The organism is Legionella norrlandica (genome assembly GCF_000770585.1).
In the GTDB taxonomy this organism is placed as follows: Bacteria; Pseudomonadota; Gammaproteobacteria; order Legionellales; family Legionellaceae; genus Legionella; species Legionella norrlandica.
On sequence record NZ_JNCF01000064.1, the window covers coordinates 1 to 16,124 of the forward strand.

Sequence of the window (16,124 nt, forward strand, 5' to 3'; positions counted from 1 at the left end):
GGAAAAATATTCCGTGCAAGACATCACGCCCCAAACGATAGACCAGGATTTTAAGCGTAATAACAAAATTCACCATTGCTATAAAATTAGGATGCCACATTTTGCAGATAACTAAATTTAAGGTGGGATTCAATACCCATAAACGTGAAATTTTAGGAAGCCAAAAGTATAATTAACACGTATAAACCTTCCCCCCTTTTTTGGCTGAATCTTCTATGCATCTCTGGAAATCCAGTCCAGATTTGCTCTCCGATGTCCCGCTGCTTGTCAGCGGGATCCAGAGCACTTTGCTAAAATACTGGACCCCACTGACAAGAGCGGGGTGTAGGCAGAGATCTTATCAAGAGACCAGCTTTTTTGGGGAGGAAGAAGGTTTATGTAATTTGCTTTACAGCAAAAACTGTTTTCTAAATTTTAGATTTTGTTTTGTCGTCCTTTTTAGAATCTGTTTTTATATCTTCAATTTCTATGTCTTTAATTTCTGAGCCATAAATTTGTTCTTTTAAAGAAGTCATGAGTCCTGCCATAAAGAACAATTCTGCTGTTAAATACAGTGGTGCAATGAGTGCTTGAGTAAAATTAACCATGAAAGCAGGTTTTTTTCCTTCTATAAAATGACCGTAAAACTGTAATCCCCAACCAATAATAAATGTAATAATAAAGGCCCAAAGTCCTAATTTTATTGGGCCATTATGACTAAACCAACTAGCTAACCATAGTAAAAAGATCAGGATTGGTGTTAATGCTAAGGCAAGTTGCCAGTTTAACAGGAAATAATAAATTAGAGCTGCTAAAGTAGCTAGGCAAGCCAGGTCGGTGGCATACACACCTGGAATAATTATTTTGACAAAACCTAAGAAAATCATTACGGAAAGAATAATTATAGGAACTCCTGCCAAATGAGTATAACGAGTGACAGGGTTATTGTGATATTCAGCATAAAACTGAGCTTGTTCAATAAATGATTTCATTTTATCCGTCCCTAGTTGGTATTATTAAGAAAACATAGCACATAAAATTAAGAAGTACCAAAAAGTCAGTTTCCCTTTAATTAGGCCTTTTCCGTGAACGTTTGCTCCCATAAAGACTGGCACGGATGGAAAAACTTAAAGAAATAGGATACGGAAGCAACTGTGCTTCCGCTTAGATATTTTATCGAATTGTTCTGAGATATCTCATCATTTTTAAAGGAGAGATCATGTCATCCGCCTCTATGGCAAATGCAATAATGTCTCGGGAACTGGTATTATATTCACATATCCAATTACCTTCTCTATCATCTTCTGGAGTGGGAGAACCTGTCAAGGTTGAAAGTAATTTATTACCTTCTCCAAGAGCTATTTCTTCGTTGTCTGCAATAAAAGGGCCTATGATGAATACCCAGCTTGAGCTGGTACTGTAATGACTTAGATTATATGTGATATAGATGCCTTCCATAATTTCAGAGGACATAGTCATTCCTTCTGACTGAAGGGATGTTACAGTTGGGCATGTATTGGGTTTAATTTGATTTGCTAGAGAAGAGCTGGCCAAGATTAAAGCACCGATAAAAGCGGTTAGCTTGGTTTTAAACTTCATAGTGACATCTCCTTGTTCCTAATGTTAAAAATCCACAAGAGCGTAACAAGTTGAATTTTCTGTTGCAACTATTTTGTCAGGGTGTAAAGAATTGATCCCTTTTGCGTTTGATTATTTTGAGTTGTGGATAACTTCATACACAGGGATTCATAATGTGATTTTACCGAGAATATAAAGAACATTTCCTATGTTTGTTCCACCTGGAATATAGGTTGCGGCAACGGTAGTTTTTTTATAGAAAATCGCCATCCAAGGAAGAGCGCCAGGGAATGGGAGATTATCGTTGATATCAACACGAGAAGTGATCAAAACAGAATACCCAAGCCCTAATTTAAAATCGTTATTGAAAGAAGCTGTTTTTAAATAAGCATAACCCACAGCAGGCTCCAGATGGCTGTGAGAATCAAGGAATGCGATTGCATAAAGCCCGTGCCAATTTCCCTTTTCATCAAAGAATCCTTTTCCAAGCCCACCTCCCCATGCGTTCTCATTATAAGTTTTTATTTTCTCAGGTGTATAAGTATATCGATTATGCCAAGCATAACCGGAAAAATACATCTCATCCTTCCCTTCCACCCATACTTGTTGGAGACGCAGACATACGGGCCTTAGAAAACTTATCCATTTGGTGCAGGAATTTAGTGGTGTCTCTGATGCTGCGAAAAGGTTTAAAGAAGACAATATTAGCAAGCAAGATATTAATTTTTTCATTCAAATTTTAACCGTCATAGGGTTTCTTCCAGCTATAATTTAATGGTAGAGTTTAATTGTATAAGTTTTGTTAGATGGAAGATAACCGGATTTTATGTTTATTGGTAACCTCAGTTTTGGAAATAGACAATATAATCATAAACCTAAGAGCATACTATCATGGACTTGTTTCGCAAAAAAGATATCAGAGGATCATTAGATAATGAATCCCACTTAGCTAAATGTCTTAATGTTTTTGACCTCACCTTTTTAGGAGTCGGAGCCATTATTGGAGCCGGTATTTTTGTTCTTACAGGAATAGTAGCAGCAAATTTGGCAGGGCCGGCAGTGATATTTTCTTATGTTGTTGCTGGATTTGCTTGTGCTTTTGCAGCGTTATCTTACGCTGAATTGGCTGCTAGCATAGGAGGATGTGGTAGTGCCTATGGTTATGCTTATGCAGGATTCGGTGAATTAATCGCCTGGATTGTCGGTTGGGATTTATTGTTAGAATACTCTATTGCTGTTTCAGCTGTTTCAATCGGTTGGAGTGGCTATGCCAATGATTTTTTAATGGCAATGAAAATATTTATTCCAACTAATCTGCTACATGGGCCTTTAGATGGCGGTGACCTTAATATTCTGGCCATTCTGATCATTGCTATTTTAACGGGTTTATTAATTATTGGTGTCAAGTCCAGCTCTCGATTTAATAATATAATGGTCTTTGTTAAGCTTTTGGTTATTTTTATTTTTATTGTTATTGCATTTGGAGAAATCAAGGTAGAAAATTGGTCTTCCTTTATGCCTTATGGTTGGGCTGGTGTCATGAAAGGGGCGTCAATTATATTTTTTGCCTATGTAGGATTTGACGCGGTATCTACCGCAGCTGAAGAGGCGATTAATCCCCAACGTGATTTACCAACAGGTATAATAGCCTCTCTCGCTATTTGTACGGTGATATATATTCTTGTTTCAGGATTATTAACTGGCATTGCGCATTATACTACTCTTAATGTTTCTTCACCTATTAGTCATGTACTCCTTAACTTAGGATATAAAACAGTTGCTGGATTAGTGGGGGTGGGGGCTATTGCCGGCTTAACAACCGTTATGTTGGTATTATTCTATGGCTTAACGCGAGTGTTCTTGTCTATGTCCAGGGATGGTTTATTACCGCGCTCACTAGCAAAAACCAATGAGCACACTAAAACACCGATTAGAATTATATTGATATGTGGCTTATTGATGGCGGCCTTAGCTTCCGTAACTCCTATTGGTACTTTAGCTGAATTGGTTAATATAGGTACTTTATTTGCCTTTATTGTTGTTTGTGGAGGAGTTTTGTATTTACGACGAACTCACCCTGATATGGAGAGACCCTTTAAAACACCATTGATGCCCTATGTCCCAATATTAGGAATTGTTAGCTGTTCCTATCTGATTTTAAATTTACCTTGGGTGACTATGCTGCGTTTTGCTGTATGGATGTTGATCGGCATAGTAGTTTACTTTACGTTTAGCAGAGGAAATAGTGCGTTGAGTATTGGGGGGAACTGCACCGCCGATTAAATATGGGCGGGAGAAACAATCATGATGGCAGCGGCAACTAATGCTGCTGCTGGGATGGTTAGCAGCCAAGAATAAAATATTCTTCGTAATACCTTCCAGTGTGCGCCATCTAGTCCACTAATTAATCCAACTCCAGCAATAGAGCCCGTCACCGTATGGGTGGTGGATACCGGAATACCACACTCTGTGGCAGCGAAAATAGTAATAGCGGCTCCAGTTTCAGCAGCGCAGCCCTTCAAGGTATTGAGTTTGGTAATTTTTGTACCCATGGTATGCACAATTCGCCAACCTCCAGCCAAAGTACCAAGACTAATTACCCCATGACATGAAATGACCACCCAAAACGGCACATAAAATACCCCATCAAGCCAGGAGGCTGAAAAAAGCAATACTGCAATGATACCCATTGTTTTTTGTGCATCATTACCACCATGAGTGATACTTAATAATGCCGAAGAAATAAGCTGAAAACTTTTAAATAAAGTATTTAGTTCCTCTTCATTTTTATGCCTAAGAAGTAGAGTGAAAAGATGAGTAAATAATAGACCTATTCCCAAACCCAAAATAGGAGATAGGAATATACCTGCTGCTACTTTGGCAAAGCCTGCGATTTTAAGTGAAGATAACCCTCCTTTCGCCATCGCAGCGCCAGCCAAACCTCCAATCAAGGCGTGGGACGAACTTGATGGTAAACCATAATACCAGGTGACTAAATTCCAGAATATGGCACCCATTAAAGCAGCTAGAATAAAATAAGTATCCACAAGTGCTGTATCGATTAGCCCATAACCTATTGTTTGAGCTACAGTTAAATTAAAGATCATAAAGGCGATGAAATTAAAAAAAGCAGCCCATAATACCGCCTGCCTTGGCGTTAAAACGCCTGTAGTGACTATGGTTGCAATAGAGTTGGCGGCATCATGAAATCCATTGATAAAATCAAATACGAAAGCAATGAATATGACAAAAAGTATGAATATTATATGGTAATCCATATTGGGTAATGTCCTGTTTAAATATAATAACTAGTATTAGTCATTAATTTTGATACAGCGTTCATTAATTGCTTAATAATATAGGGAAGTTCCACTGCCCCTGCCTCTATGGCTGCATTCGCATGTTGTTCTTCATCTTCTTGCATTTCTTTTAGTATGGCTATTGTCTTTTTATCGTGAGTTGGAAGATAAAGTAGATGTCTTTGTAAATGGGCTGTTACTTGCTTCTCTGTTTCAGCAACAAATCCCAAACTGATTTTATCGCCAGCTAGTCCAGCTAAAGCTCCTAACAAAATAGAACCACTATACCAGATTGGATTTAATAGACTGGGTTTGCTGCCCAATTCATATAATCGTTCCTCGCACCAAGCCAGGTGATCGATTTCTTCAGCTGCGGCCTGAGTCATTTGTTTTTTAACATGGGTCAGTTGTGCAGTTAAAGCTTGCCCTTGATAAAGCGCTTGGGCACAAACTTCTCCAGCATGGTTTACCCGCATTAATCCTGAGATATGTTTTTTCTCTTGAGATGAAAGGGGCTGGTCTTCTATCCGCTCAGCGGGGGATTTGCGCGCAGTAAATCGCTTTTTTGGCAGAACAAGAGTACGAAGCGCACTATCGACTTCAGATATTAGTTTATCAAGGAAGCTTATTGTTCGCATGGATACCTTAAGTAAAGGGCCAGGGCTTTATGTTAACTTGATTGATGAAGAGTTTGAAGACATTAGTAAATTAAATTTTATTGAGTACTAACGTAATGGCAAGAACCTTACCATTACCTTTTGATATTGCTTACCGAAACTTCAGATTGCTTTAAATCTTTATAATTTATTTCTCCAACGATATCCTGCCTCAACATTAAACGATTATGTAAAAAATGCTTGGCAGGTATTCAGGAAAAATTAAAAAATCATGATCTTAGGAAAGAAGTACTTGTCTAAAAAAATCAAACCTAAAACGCTGAGAGCAACTTGAAAAGGAGCCTCGCTTTTGGGACTAAGCTTGAAAAAATTTCCACTATCATAAAGGACATAGCCATACTTCTATATTAAATTTTTGGAAATATTTGTAATGAGTTAATAAAACCTTAAGCAAATATTGTATATAATATGTACAAATTGAGTTTAATTTTGTCTTTTGATTAAGGAAAATAGTATGTCTAGATTTTTTATTGTGTTACTAGGTTTTTTAATTAGTTTTTTAAGTTTCCCTATGTATGCTCAAAAAACAATTCGACTTGGTCCTAATGAAACCAAGCTTTTAAAAAACAGCTCCTTATGGACGTTAAATGCCACATGTAATATACAAGGTAATGCTGATGGTAAAATTAGAATCATTGTATTAAAAAATAATGGCAAAATAAATGGCAAAAATCTTTCAACAGGTCAAGGAACCTCGTTCAAAGTAAAAAATAATACTAGTATCTCAGTGAGCGCCGAGTCAGGAACTCAAATTAATCTGATTAATTTAGGTGATCAAGAGTTACAGGCAGTTTGCTCTACCTAATGGAAGCAATTATCCTAAGAGCTCAATACAAAGGAATCGTATATAGTTCTCTAGCACTATATACGATTTTTTCTTTTCTTAAGTTTACTTTATCAATAATTATTACGCGAATAGAGGACAGAGAACATGGAATTATTCCTTTGCTAAATTCATAATTAATGTATTCCTTAAAAGGAAAGATTATAAATTTTGAGATAAGTCCCATCATTTTCCATATCAATTAATGCCTGATTAATTTTTTCAATCAGTTCTTCTTGGCCTAATTGAGCCATAATGCCATAACCTGCATCAATTGGGAAACTGTTGCCTATTAATTTGTAGTTGGAAATGTTATCGGCCCAATAATTGACTTGCTCAGTATTGGTTATTATGGCATTAACTTCTTGTTTATCCAGTGCATTGAGTATCTCTTCAGCAGTTTCATAAAATTTTAATTGGATATCATTATTAAAATAGGCAGTTACAAAATCAGCAGTAGGAGATCCTTTATAGACTCCTATTATTTTGCCTTTGAGGTCATCTACTTTTTTAATATTGGAATTAGCTAGAGTAAGAAACTGACTGTAACTGGTTTTATAAGGAAGGCTAAATAAATAATTTTCCGATCGTTCAGGAGTAATGCTGATTGTGCCTATCGCCAAATCGATTTCCCCTGTATTAATTTGGGTAAAAATATCACTGAATAATATGGCCTTAAATTGACATTTGGCTTGGATGCGTCGGCAAACCTCATCCATAATATCAATGTCAAAACCATAGAACTCTTCCTTCTTGGTGTTGGTCAGTTGAACTTCATAAGGAGGATTATAAGATAATGTTCCTATAGTTAGGGAAAGTGCATATAGTTTGTAAAATGGGATAATTAAGATTAGAAAGCACAAATAAACTCGCAATCGTACCATCGAAACTCCTTTTCACATAGTTAGTTATTATAATTTTAGCCCCTTTTTTGTCAAAAAAAAGCTCATATCGTGTTTTGTTTTTGCAAATGGGGTTTTAATTACAATGTATATTGATTTGAGGTAAGCTTAATTTATTAATATGCTTCTGTTCAGGCAATATCTGAATTCCCCAGAGGGAAATGATTGGACTATAATCCATCGTATATCGAGCATCTGCAAGGATAAAGGGCTCTTTGTTCGCAACGATTAAATAGCCATCAGTAAACCATTTAAAAATTTTTAAGTCTTGTTTTTGTCCGGGCGACAGTTTGAAAGGAAGCATTTTCTCTGTGAAACTCAGAGCTTGCGTTATTGGTGTGATCGTGGTTGGATGCCAAAGTGGAGTCCTTGCTGCTGCAATAATTAAACAAGAGTCCTGTTTTGCAATAACTCGCCAATGAGTAGAACTGGCTAGGTTAGGAAGCGCACGTATACTTCCTAGATTGAGATTTTTTTTAGCCGCATAGTGATGAACACCTGATAAGACTCGATTATGCTGGACTGTATTAAAAATAAGAAAAAATCCTGAAAAAAGTAGACCCACAGTGATTGCTTTTTGGTTTTGATATAAAACTGACCAGATTGTTCCTAATAACAAAGGCAAAGTAAAAACAGGATCAATGATTGCAATAATATCCCAGCTAATACGAGCGTCACTCCAAGGCCAAAATAAAACTGTACCATAAGCAGTAAGAGCATCTAATAGGGAATGGGTGGCATAGCCTACAAGGGAGGAACCAATAGTTAACTTCCAGCGCGCCCTGTATTGTGAAAAACACAAGAGAAACAACGCAACAACCAATCCTCCAATTGGAATAAATGCTAATGAATGCGTGAAATAACGATGCCATTGTTCAAGGCTCAATGGTTCTTGACTAAAACGTATAAAAATATCTAGATCGGAGCTATCCCTGCTAAAGCGCCTACTTGCCATGAGATTTTTTTGTCGCATTTTCCAAAGACTGCTTGTGCACAAGCAGCACCTAAAGCACCGTGAGTTATAGGGTCTATTTTTTTAACTCCTGATAATTAACTATCAGTCATGGATGAGATTTTTCTATATTTGGGCGTAGGTTAGGATGAACGAAGCAAAGCCTATACTCATCAAATTTTCAAAATAGAAAACTGATGCTGAGAGCAGCGCCAACTCACATCTCAGCATAGAGATTCCATATTCATTAACTGATGTAAAAGTTAATTAAACTGAACATACCATATCGTGGCCGCAGCAGACTGGTGATTTGATTTGTCCGCATCCATTAGGACATTTTGCCACTTGGACTTTATTTCCATCATTTTTGACTACAGTATCACTAACCAATAGCGCATTGCATTTACTGCAGGTTAAATTTTTTACACCCATTCCGCATTGATTGCATTTACATTCCATTATTGTGACTCCTTTATTTAAGTAAAAATTTTTTCATTGAATATAGATTATATTAACTGGATTTTGGGAAAGTTTAAGAAATACTTTTAACTTTGCTCTCTTGATTGGATTGTAACCCTAACAATACTTCATTTACACTTTCTCTAATGCTTTCAGTAATTGAGCTGAGATTTAAGTGGTCTTCTGTTAATCCAAAGGGCTCTTCTAAGTTTCGAGCAATTCCTTCTATTGCAATGATTAAATAGGTGATAATAATAGTGGCAGGGATTGCCCAAATTCCAAGAGTATCAATTAAACTACAAGGTAAGAACAAAATAAAAATAATAAAAACATGTTTTACGAAGACTCGAAAAGAAAGGGATATAAAAGTATTTTTAATACGCTCACAACCACCGCAAATGTCCATAAATTTGCTAAATTCACTATCCAATAACCATAGATTGAATCTTGTTGTTGCTTTGGCATTCTCAGAAAGAGTTCGATATAGTTCCTGGGCAACATAAGAAGGTACATGATCGGGGAGATTTGACATCGATAAAAATTTTTTAAAATCATCACGAGTGCTTTTTTGCCTTAAATGTATGGCCAATACTTCGCAAAATGTATTGATAAGCTCGGCGAATTTTTTAGCTTCTTTGGCATTGGGCATTAATAACACTTGAATTTTTATGGCCAAATTACGGCTAGAGTTTACTAATTGCCCCCACAGTGTTCTAGCTTCCCACCAGCGCTCATAAGCACGATTACTTCTAAAAACGAGCAGTAAGCCTAAAATAATACCAAAGACACTTTGTGAATAGGATAACCAATTACTGGAATGCAAATTAATTTGCTCAAATCCAAAATAGATAATGGCACTATACACTCCCACTAATATACTGATCCCCAATACTTTTTTTAACGCATGAGTGAAATGTACTTCCGAAAACAAATAGTTAACCATGACAATCCATTGAGTTGTTTAATTTTTTTAGAATAATGGAAATAGAGGTTTCAATAAAGAGATTTGAAGAAATACAAAGGCAATAAGTAATAACATACTGAATTGTTATTACTTATCGCTATAGTTTAGATAGGGTGTGAATACTTTAAATTACCATCCTTTAGGACCGTGGACATGTGTGTGTGTATTGGGATCCTGTGGTTGGTGATAATGTTGGTTTGGTGCATTATGAGTGCGTATTGTAAAAAAACTGTTTGGGTGATACATCGGTGTAGGAAAAACAGGCGGTGTTGAGTTTACAATAACATTTTGCCCGTGCGTTACTTGAACTGTAGTATTTGATGGATGAGCGTGTGTTGTAGGGTGTTGATGAACTTGTGGTCCTGGAAATGGGGGAGATGGATTCACAACGATTGTTTGCCCTTGAGTTGGATTTATAGGGTGCTGATGTACTCGTTTCATTAATTATTATCCTTATAAAATACGTCAATACTATTTACCAAAATTCTGTGATTAGGGTTATTTTTTGAATAACCTTGGCGAAAGATTGTAGTGTAGTTAATTAAACAAGTACAGATAGTTGTGAAAATTTACAATTTTTTGGATCTAGACCAAATTCGAATCATCTATAAGTTAATTAACCTCGAATGATATGTTCAGGATGATATTTCTTTAAAATTTTAATAACTTGTTCCTGCTGTTGTTGCGAATGAGTGGTAACCCAAAGAACAAAGCCCCCTTTCTTTTCTTGTTTCTCTATCCTTTTATCATGAGTATTCTTGATCTTGCTTGAAATAATATAGCCTATAATGGACCCAACGATTGCTCCTAATATCCCATAAAGAAAAATATCAAAAGCAGAGCGAACATCGCCTATTATAAAGATTCCAATGGATAGACAAATAAACAGTGGAATGGAGAAAGAGAACCCGACAATCCAATTAAAATCATCTTTTAAATAAGGCTCCCTAACAGGAGGGTGCTTACTTTCCTGAATTATTTCAGGAGCAACAAAGCGATCTCCATATTTCTCTTTCAACTGTTCAGGTGACCCTTGAACACTAATATCAGCACGTGCTACTGATTCAGCTATGAGTTGTGTAATGGCAACTTCTAATTCTTCCTCATTCTCAATAATAGCACTTATTGTTCCTGTGGCTGTACTATTCATGATAAGCCAATCCTTTGTAAAAAAATCAATAAGAATATTTTTATTCTATATTGTATAATTTTAGAATAAATTCAGGAGAATATTGGATTTTTCACCAATTATTTTAGTAAAATAGAGAAAGTCAGCATAGGTTGGATCCATTTTCGATCCAACCTGACTTTGTATTCTAGCGAAGAGTACTGGATATTGCTTTTCCAGCCGTTTTAATATCTTTTTGAGCCCCAGTAACTGTACCTTTAACAGTATGGCATGCCGTTAATAATGAAAAGCTCACCAAAAGTATGCTTATGAAAATCCTTCTTAAATTAAACATAACCCCTCCTTTCTGTTATAATATTTACTGCAATTGCACGATAGTAATTGTTCGCTGTAATATGTCTTTATTAAAAAGCGGTTACATTAAAAATGTGTGTCGAAAAATTTATGTATCGTTATTTGATTGAGAATAGGTTCATAAAAACATTCTTTATTTAAAGCATAGAAGAGTCTCTTTAATTTTCAAGACTAACTCTCTTACGTGTTAGAACTCTATGAAATGCCACATTCTAGGACTCTTTAATTAGAACATTTGTTTTTTAGTGCAAAAAACAATACTAGAAAAATCTGTTGAGACCTACTGCGCAAGCTAATGATTCTTGAATCTACTTTTTCTAGGATAATAAATATCCACTCTCTAGTGGGCGGCTCGAGGATTAATCATGGAAGATTAAGTCACTACTTAGAGAGCGGATATATAATTCCTCAGAAAATTTACCTCCGCTAACATTTATTTACTGAACAGGCTTATCATAAAGAGGAACCTGCTCCAGTAATCTCCATTTCGTCATTGACTTTTTGTACACCTTTAACTGACTCAACAACCTTCAAAATAGCTTGCCTTTCTTCAGCAGAGGCAACCTGTCCAGATAAATACACCTCACCATTTTTAGTTTCTACACCAATAGTCCAGGATGGAATATCCTTATCCATAAGATCAGAGCGAATAAGTGCGGCTTTGATCTTTGCGGTGAGATAAGTATCCTGCAAAGGATGTTTACTGTCTTTCACCGTTAATTGATCTGCATTTACCTCACCTACGCCTTGAGTAGACTCAGTCAAAGTGATTACTTTCTCATAATCAGTGTCTGAATTTAGTTGCCTGATAAGGTAACAATACCATTAGTTACTTGAACTTTAACTTTATCTTTATAAGGTGCTAGCGCCGCATCCACTGCTGCTAGGATTTCAGTATCATTAATCTGAGCCTTAGGACTATCAGTTGCTGTTTGATTTGTATTTAAACTCGTTTGAATAGTTGTTTGCTGACTATCAGTTGCTGTATTGGTACTATTGGCATCTGCTAATGCGTTAAATGCCATGCTGCTACAAATCAATGCTCCTACAATTCTAAGTTGTCTTAAGCAGTCCATAGTATCCTCCTTTGATTTATCAGCTTTCCATTAAAATTAAGTCGAGGCCATATGGGACCTTTGAATAGCAATTAATACTAACGCTTTTTTAGATTTTCATGGCAGGTTTCATTAAGAAAAGATCAAAGCGAATAACACTCAATCCCACGCCTTGATTGAAGATTATATTGGTAAAATTCCATCTTAAAACCATGATAAAAAGCGAGAATAATAAATAAGCTTTAATCTCATCTTTCAATATAATCTATTATAAGTATAGACCAAAAATCGCATTTAATTGTATTTAATATAAGTTTAATATAAGTTCTTTATTTTAAATCATGAAGTTCAATATTATTTTTTAAAGATAATAAAGCTTATGCTCCCTGTTCGCTCTAGTCGTGCTTCCTTAACTTTTGCCAAATCGCTTTCATTCAATTTTTCTCTAGCGGCTTGTCTTAAATCTTCTTCTGTTACTTGGCTTCTTTTTAAGGCATCCCAAATCAGTTGGCCATTTTGAATTAATATTACGGATCTTCCTTTGACTAGTTTCCCAAAACCATGTGAATAAAAAGAGCATATAGCAAATAGCCAGTGTAAAAAAATCAATAAGCTGCTCCCAGCTAGTGCAGAGAATAACGTAGAGGTACCATTAATTGCGCGACTTAATACAGCACCTATAACGATTATAAAAATATAATCAAACGGGGTCTTAAAGTTAAAGCGAGTATTTGCAACTCGAATTGCAGAAATTGCAAAAACATAAGTAATAAAAGTTCTTATTAAGATATATAAGATATTTGGATCGGAGTTAATTTTATTGAGATAATATGTCAACATATTTATTTTAAGAAATTGATTATCTTTAGCACTATAAATACAATCACCAGTCTTTTCCAATAAATTTATTAAATATCTTCCATTTATAATCTATTTGCTTAGATGGAAGAGAATAGACTTCGCACCTAAACAAATAAATTTTTTCTCTCGAAGATTCGGGTGATTTTTTAATAATTTCTATTATTTTTTTTCTTTCATAAATAGTTCATTAAGTTTATCTTCATAAAAATGATAATTTAGCACCTTGTAGAGCTCTCCGCGAGTTTGCATGTCAGATAGAATGTTTTTTTGTGTACCGTTTTTATGAATTGTAGTATAGACTTTTTCTGCTGCAGCGCTCATTGCTCGGAAGGCACTTAAAGGGTAGAGAACCAGGCTAATTCCGGCTTCTTTTAGTTCTTCCAAAGTAAACAATGGGGTGACCCCAAACTCAGTAATATTGGCTAATACTGGAACTGCACATTGTTCAGTAAGAGACTGATACTCCTCAAGGTTCCTTACTCCTTCAAAGAAAATCATATCGGCACCTGCTTCAATATAAGCGTTAATACGATCTATGGCTTTATTTAAGCCTTCATTAGCCAAAGCATCAGTTCTTGCCATGATGATAAAATCAGGATCTGTTTTCGCGTCTACAGCTGCTTTGATGCGATCTACCATTTCTTCTGTCTCAACTAATTCTTTTCCTGGTCTATGACCACATCGTTTTGCTTGCACTTGATCTTCCACATGGACCGCAGCTGCTCCGGCTTTGATCATTTCTTTAATCGTTCGCGCAATGCTAAAGGCACTCCCCCATCCTGTGTCAATATCTACAAGGAGAGGTAAATCAACAGCGTTCATAATTCGCCGTACATCCTCGAGTACGTCATTCAGTGTTGTGATTCCCAAGTCAGGTAAGCCATAAGAAGCATTAGCAACTCCTGCACCAGAAAGATAAATGGCATGAAACCCCGCTTGTTTCGCTTGTAGAGCAGTATAGGCATTAATTGTTCCTACAATTTGTAACGGTTTTTCTTTTGCTAAAATTTCACGTAACTTTTTCCCTTGGCTACACTGCAAATTAGACATTTTTTTCCTTATTCCAATAATAAAGTCTTTAAAAATACCATTTTAGAACTCATTTGGGTATGTCTAATTCATTGACACGAAATCAAGTAGAGTCTAAATTTAAATCAAAAAGGCCTTTAATTGATCTTCCGTTGGATATTATAATGATTGACTTAAAAATAAATGCTCAACCGGATGATGAATCCTGCGGACCAACCTGTTTGCATGCCATATACCAATATTATGGTTGGATATTACTTATAAAGAGGTAGCCAGCCAGATTGAGTATTTTTTATCAGGTGGAACGGTGGCTCCCATGCTTGGCAAGCATGCACTACAATTAGGATTTAAGGTAACGCTTTATGTAAATAACTTACAAGTTTATGACCCCACGTGGTTTAATAGCGATGGCTCCTCAAATACTAATGTGCTTAGAGAAAAATTAATGCAGCAGATGAGGTATAAACGCAATCGGTATCTTGCCAGAGGAACACATTCAATACTTGATTTTTTGACTCTCGGTGGAACTATATATTTTCGTTGTTTGACTGTAGAAATTTTAAAAGAATATTTTTCCAGGAATATTCCTATATTGGCAGGACTTAGTTCCACCTACCTGTATAACTGTAGTCGCGAATTATTTACCAAAGAAGGTAAATCGATGAACAATGATATTCGTGGACGACCGTGTGGACATTTTGTTGTTTTATGTGGGTACAATCAAAAACATCGCTTAGTCGTAGTAGCCGATCCTTATAAAACCAACCCAGTATCCGGTGATCACTATTACAATGTATCTAGCCACCGACTGATTAATGCGATCATTATGGGAGTAGTCACACGTGATGGCAATTTATTAATTATTGAACCAAAATAATGAGTAGGCCAGTCTTTTGACTCAAATATCCCACTTGACAATTCCTGCATTTAAGAAGGAACCGCTGATTCAAAAAGAAATGTCAAGGCATTGTTGCTCTTTTAAGTGATTCGTTATCATCATTATCAAGATATGAACAAATTTTATCGGCTACATTTTGGGGAAGATTTATTAAATTAGATTCATTAAAAAAACTATGGTTTGAACTTTCCCCAGGGCTTATTTTATAACATGCATTGCCTCCAAATAATTTCATCATTTCATTCATTGAAGTGACCATTAGAGGACCAACGCTGCCAAATAGGGATAAAAACTTATCTTCGCCAAGAGATAGAGCAAAGTGCACATATTTACCTTCTTTGTCAGTAATGGCCGCAAATTCGTTCAGGTGAAATTCGGGATTCTTTTTACTGCCGTCTCCAGAATGAATATTTACCGTGGCAGAAGGTATAATGCCTCTTCCATAGCCCAGCTCATTGACAAAATCAATGCAACTATAAAAATTGTATTTATCTTTTGCGGGTCTTAAAAGCATCAAAAAACGTAGTAATCTTTTGGCAATTACAGGATGGAGTGTAATGGTGTTGGGTTCATCTGAGCCACTTGTATAATCATGTATCGTAAGGTCAACGCCGAATAAAGAGTGCGATAATTGATGTGGTTTTAAGCTAAATAATGGGATAGTTTGATCTTTAAATCTAATAATACAATACTTAGCCTTACACATCTGATTATTCGAAATATTTCGTGCAAGCACATCTTCTTTTCTAATTTCTAAATAAAACATCGATCCTCGCAATAACTTAAAATCGAATTTATTGTGCATTATTTGGGCATTTAATTCAAGCGACGTTATAATTTTTTAAATTAATATTCATAATCTTTCCCGGCACAGGGAAAGATTGTAGATGCAAGAGATATGCTGTCTGAGTTAAAGCAAAGTAGTTTTAAAGCATTAGCCTCACTAGGTAAAACACTTTGTGCTTGGAAAGATGAAGTGGCCAGAATGTGGCGATTCAGTAAGTCAAATGGAATAACAGAAGGCTTTCATCGCAAAATGAAGCTCATTCAGCGAAGGGCTTATGGTTTTAGAAATTTTGAAAATTATAGGTTAAGGGTTAAAGTTTTATGTTCTTGATTAGTGCCCCCGGATTTGGGGAAGAGCCGCCAGCTATTTAAAGCAGCA

19 protein-coding genes and 2 pseudogenes are annotated in these 16,124 nt (G+C 35.9%); 4 read left to right on the forward strand and 17 right to left on the reverse strand.

The window, feature by feature from the left end; genetic code table 11:
• Positions 1–407: 407 nt before the first annotated feature.
• The 3 genes from OK13_RS11650 to pagP form a co-directional block, all read right to left on the reverse strand.
• The gene (locus tag OK13_RS11650) at positions 408–971 is read right to left on the reverse strand and encodes an Mpo1 family 2-hydroxy fatty acid dioxygenase (RefSeq protein ID WP_035890961.1); all 564 of its coding nucleotides are present in this window, start codon (positions 969–971) and stop codon (positions 408–410) included.
• Positions 972–1,152: 181 nt separating this feature from the next.
• Positions 1,153–1,578, reverse strand: a complete 426-nt coding sequence (locus OK13_RS11655) for a DUF4949 domain-containing protein (protein ID WP_035890962.1) — start codon at positions 1,576–1,578, stop codon at positions 1,153–1,155.
• Positions 1,579–1,725: 147 nt separating this feature from the next.
• Entirely contained in the window at positions 1,726–2,289 is a 564-nt protein-coding gene (gene pagP, locus OK13_RS11660) for a lipid IV(A) palmitoyltransferase PagP (RefSeq protein WP_035890963.1), read from the reverse strand.
• Between the two features lie 159 nt (positions 2,290–2,448).
• On the opposite strand from pagP, the gene OK13_RS11665 reads away from it, so the two are divergent.
• The gene (locus tag OK13_RS11665; RefSeq protein ID WP_035890965.1) at positions 2,449–3,840 is read left to right on the forward strand and encodes an APC family permease; all 1,392 of its coding nucleotides are present in this window, start codon (positions 2,449–2,451) and stop codon (positions 3,838–3,840) included.
• Here the strand turns inward: OK13_RS11665 and OK13_RS11670 are convergent.
• Positions 3,837–4,835, reverse strand: a complete 999-nt coding sequence (locus OK13_RS11670) for an inorganic phosphate transporter (RefSeq protein ID WP_035890966.1) — start codon at positions 4,833–4,835, stop codon at positions 3,837–3,839. The two genes, OK13_RS11665 and OK13_RS11670, sit on opposite strands and share 4 nt — an antisense overlap.
• 17 nt (positions 4,836–4,852) lie before the next feature.
• Positions 4,853–5,494, reverse strand: coding sequence for a 2-polyprenyl-3-methyl-6-methoxy-1,4-benzoquinone monooxygenase (coq7, locus tag OK13_RS11675; protein ID WP_035890968.1), 642 nt, complete (start codon positions 5,492–5,494; stop codon positions 4,853–4,855).
• A 493-nt stretch (positions 5,495–5,987) separates the two neighbouring features.
• On the opposite strand from coq7, the gene OK13_RS11680 reads away from it, so the two are divergent.
• Positions 5,988–6,338 (forward strand): hypothetical protein, encoded by a 351-nt coding sequence (locus OK13_RS11680; RefSeq protein WP_035890969.1) that lies wholly within the window; start codon positions 5,988–5,990, stop codon positions 6,336–6,338.
• Positions 6,339–6,505: 167 nt separating this feature from the next.
• Here OK13_RS11680 and OK13_RS11685 read toward each other — a convergent pair whose 3' ends face one another.
• The 11 genes from OK13_RS11685 to prpB all read right to left on the reverse strand — a co-directional run bounded on the left by OK13_RS11685 (position 6,506) and on the right by prpB (position 14,082).
• Complete coding sequence (locus OK13_RS11685; protein ID WP_035890970.1) at positions 6,506–7,240, reverse strand: transporter substrate-binding domain-containing protein; 735 nt, start codon at positions 7,238–7,240, stop codon at positions 6,506–6,508.
• Positions 7,241–7,334: 94 nt separating this feature from the next.
• The gene (locus OK13_RS11690) at positions 7,335–8,231 is read right to left on the reverse strand and encodes a metal-dependent hydrolase (protein WP_241480550.1); all 897 of its coding nucleotides are present in this window, start codon (positions 8,229–8,231) and stop codon (positions 7,335–7,337) included.
• Between the two features lie 246 nt (positions 8,232–8,477).
• A complete protein-coding gene (locus OK13_RS11695) occupies positions 8,478–8,669 on the reverse strand; it encodes a hypothetical protein (RefSeq protein WP_035890973.1) in 192 nt (63 codons plus the stop codon).
• A gap of 73 nt (positions 8,670–8,742) precedes the next feature.
• Positions 8,743–9,612 carry a bestrophin family protein gene (locus OK13_RS11700; RefSeq protein WP_035890975.1) on the reverse strand — a complete coding sequence of 290 codons (870 nt, stop codon included), beginning with the start codon at positions 9,610–9,612 and terminating at the stop codon, positions 8,743–8,745.
• 150 nt (positions 9,613–9,762) lie between these two features.
• The gene (locus OK13_RS11705; RefSeq protein ID WP_241480551.1) at positions 9,763–10,074 is read right to left on the reverse strand and encodes a hypothetical protein; all 312 of its coding nucleotides are present in this window, start codon (positions 10,072–10,074) and stop codon (positions 9,763–9,765) included.
• 175 nt (positions 10,075–10,249) lie between these two features.
• On the reverse strand, positions 10,250–10,783 hold the full coding sequence (locus tag OK13_RS11710; RefSeq protein WP_035890976.1) for a hypothetical protein: 534 nt from the start codon (positions 10,781–10,783) through the stop codon (positions 10,250–10,252).
• Between the two features lie 166 nt (positions 10,784–10,949).
• Complete coding sequence (locus OK13_RS14785; RefSeq protein WP_162833800.1) at positions 10,950–11,096, reverse strand: hypothetical protein; 147 nt, start codon at positions 11,094–11,096, stop codon at positions 10,950–10,952.
• A gap of 473 nt (positions 11,097–11,569) precedes the next feature.
• The gene (locus OK13_RS11715; RefSeq protein ID WP_035890977.1) at positions 11,570–11,881 is read right to left on the reverse strand and encodes a BON domain-containing protein; all 312 of its coding nucleotides are present in this window, start codon (positions 11,879–11,881) and stop codon (positions 11,570–11,572) included.
• A gap of 32 nt (positions 11,882–11,913) precedes the next feature.
• A complete protein-coding gene (locus tag OK13_RS11720) occupies positions 11,914–12,192 on the reverse strand; it encodes a BON domain-containing protein (protein WP_035890978.1) in 279 nt (92 codons plus the stop codon).
• A 333-nt stretch (positions 12,193–12,525) separates the two neighbouring features.
• A complete protein-coding gene (locus OK13_RS11725; RefSeq protein ID WP_035890986.1) occupies positions 12,526–13,011 on the reverse strand; it encodes a DUF421 domain-containing protein in 486 nt (161 codons plus the stop codon).
• Positions 13,012–13,191: 180 nt separating this feature from the next.
• Complete coding sequence (prpB, locus tag OK13_RS11730) at positions 13,192–14,082, reverse strand: methylisocitrate lyase (protein ID WP_035890980.1); 891 nt, start codon at positions 14,080–14,082, stop codon at positions 13,192–13,194.
• Positions 14,083–14,225: 143 nt separating this feature from the next.
• Here prpB and OK13_RS11735 point away from each other — a divergent pair.
• Positions 14,226–14,938 (forward strand): annotated as a pseudogene (locus OK13_RS11735) (C39 family peptidase).
• Positions 14,939–15,020: 82 nt separating this feature from the next.
• Here the strand turns inward: OK13_RS11735 and OK13_RS11740 are convergent.
• Positions 15,021–15,725, reverse strand: coding sequence for a hypothetical protein (locus tag OK13_RS11740; RefSeq protein WP_035890981.1), 705 nt, complete (start codon positions 15,723–15,725; stop codon positions 15,021–15,023).
• Between the two features lie 132 nt (positions 15,726–15,857).
• Here OK13_RS11740 and OK13_RS11745 point away from each other — a divergent pair.
• A pseudogene (locus OK13_RS11745) lies at positions 15,858–16,076 on the forward strand (ISL3 family transposase); the annotation flags it as partial.
• Positions 16,077–16,124: the final 48 nt, after the last annotated feature.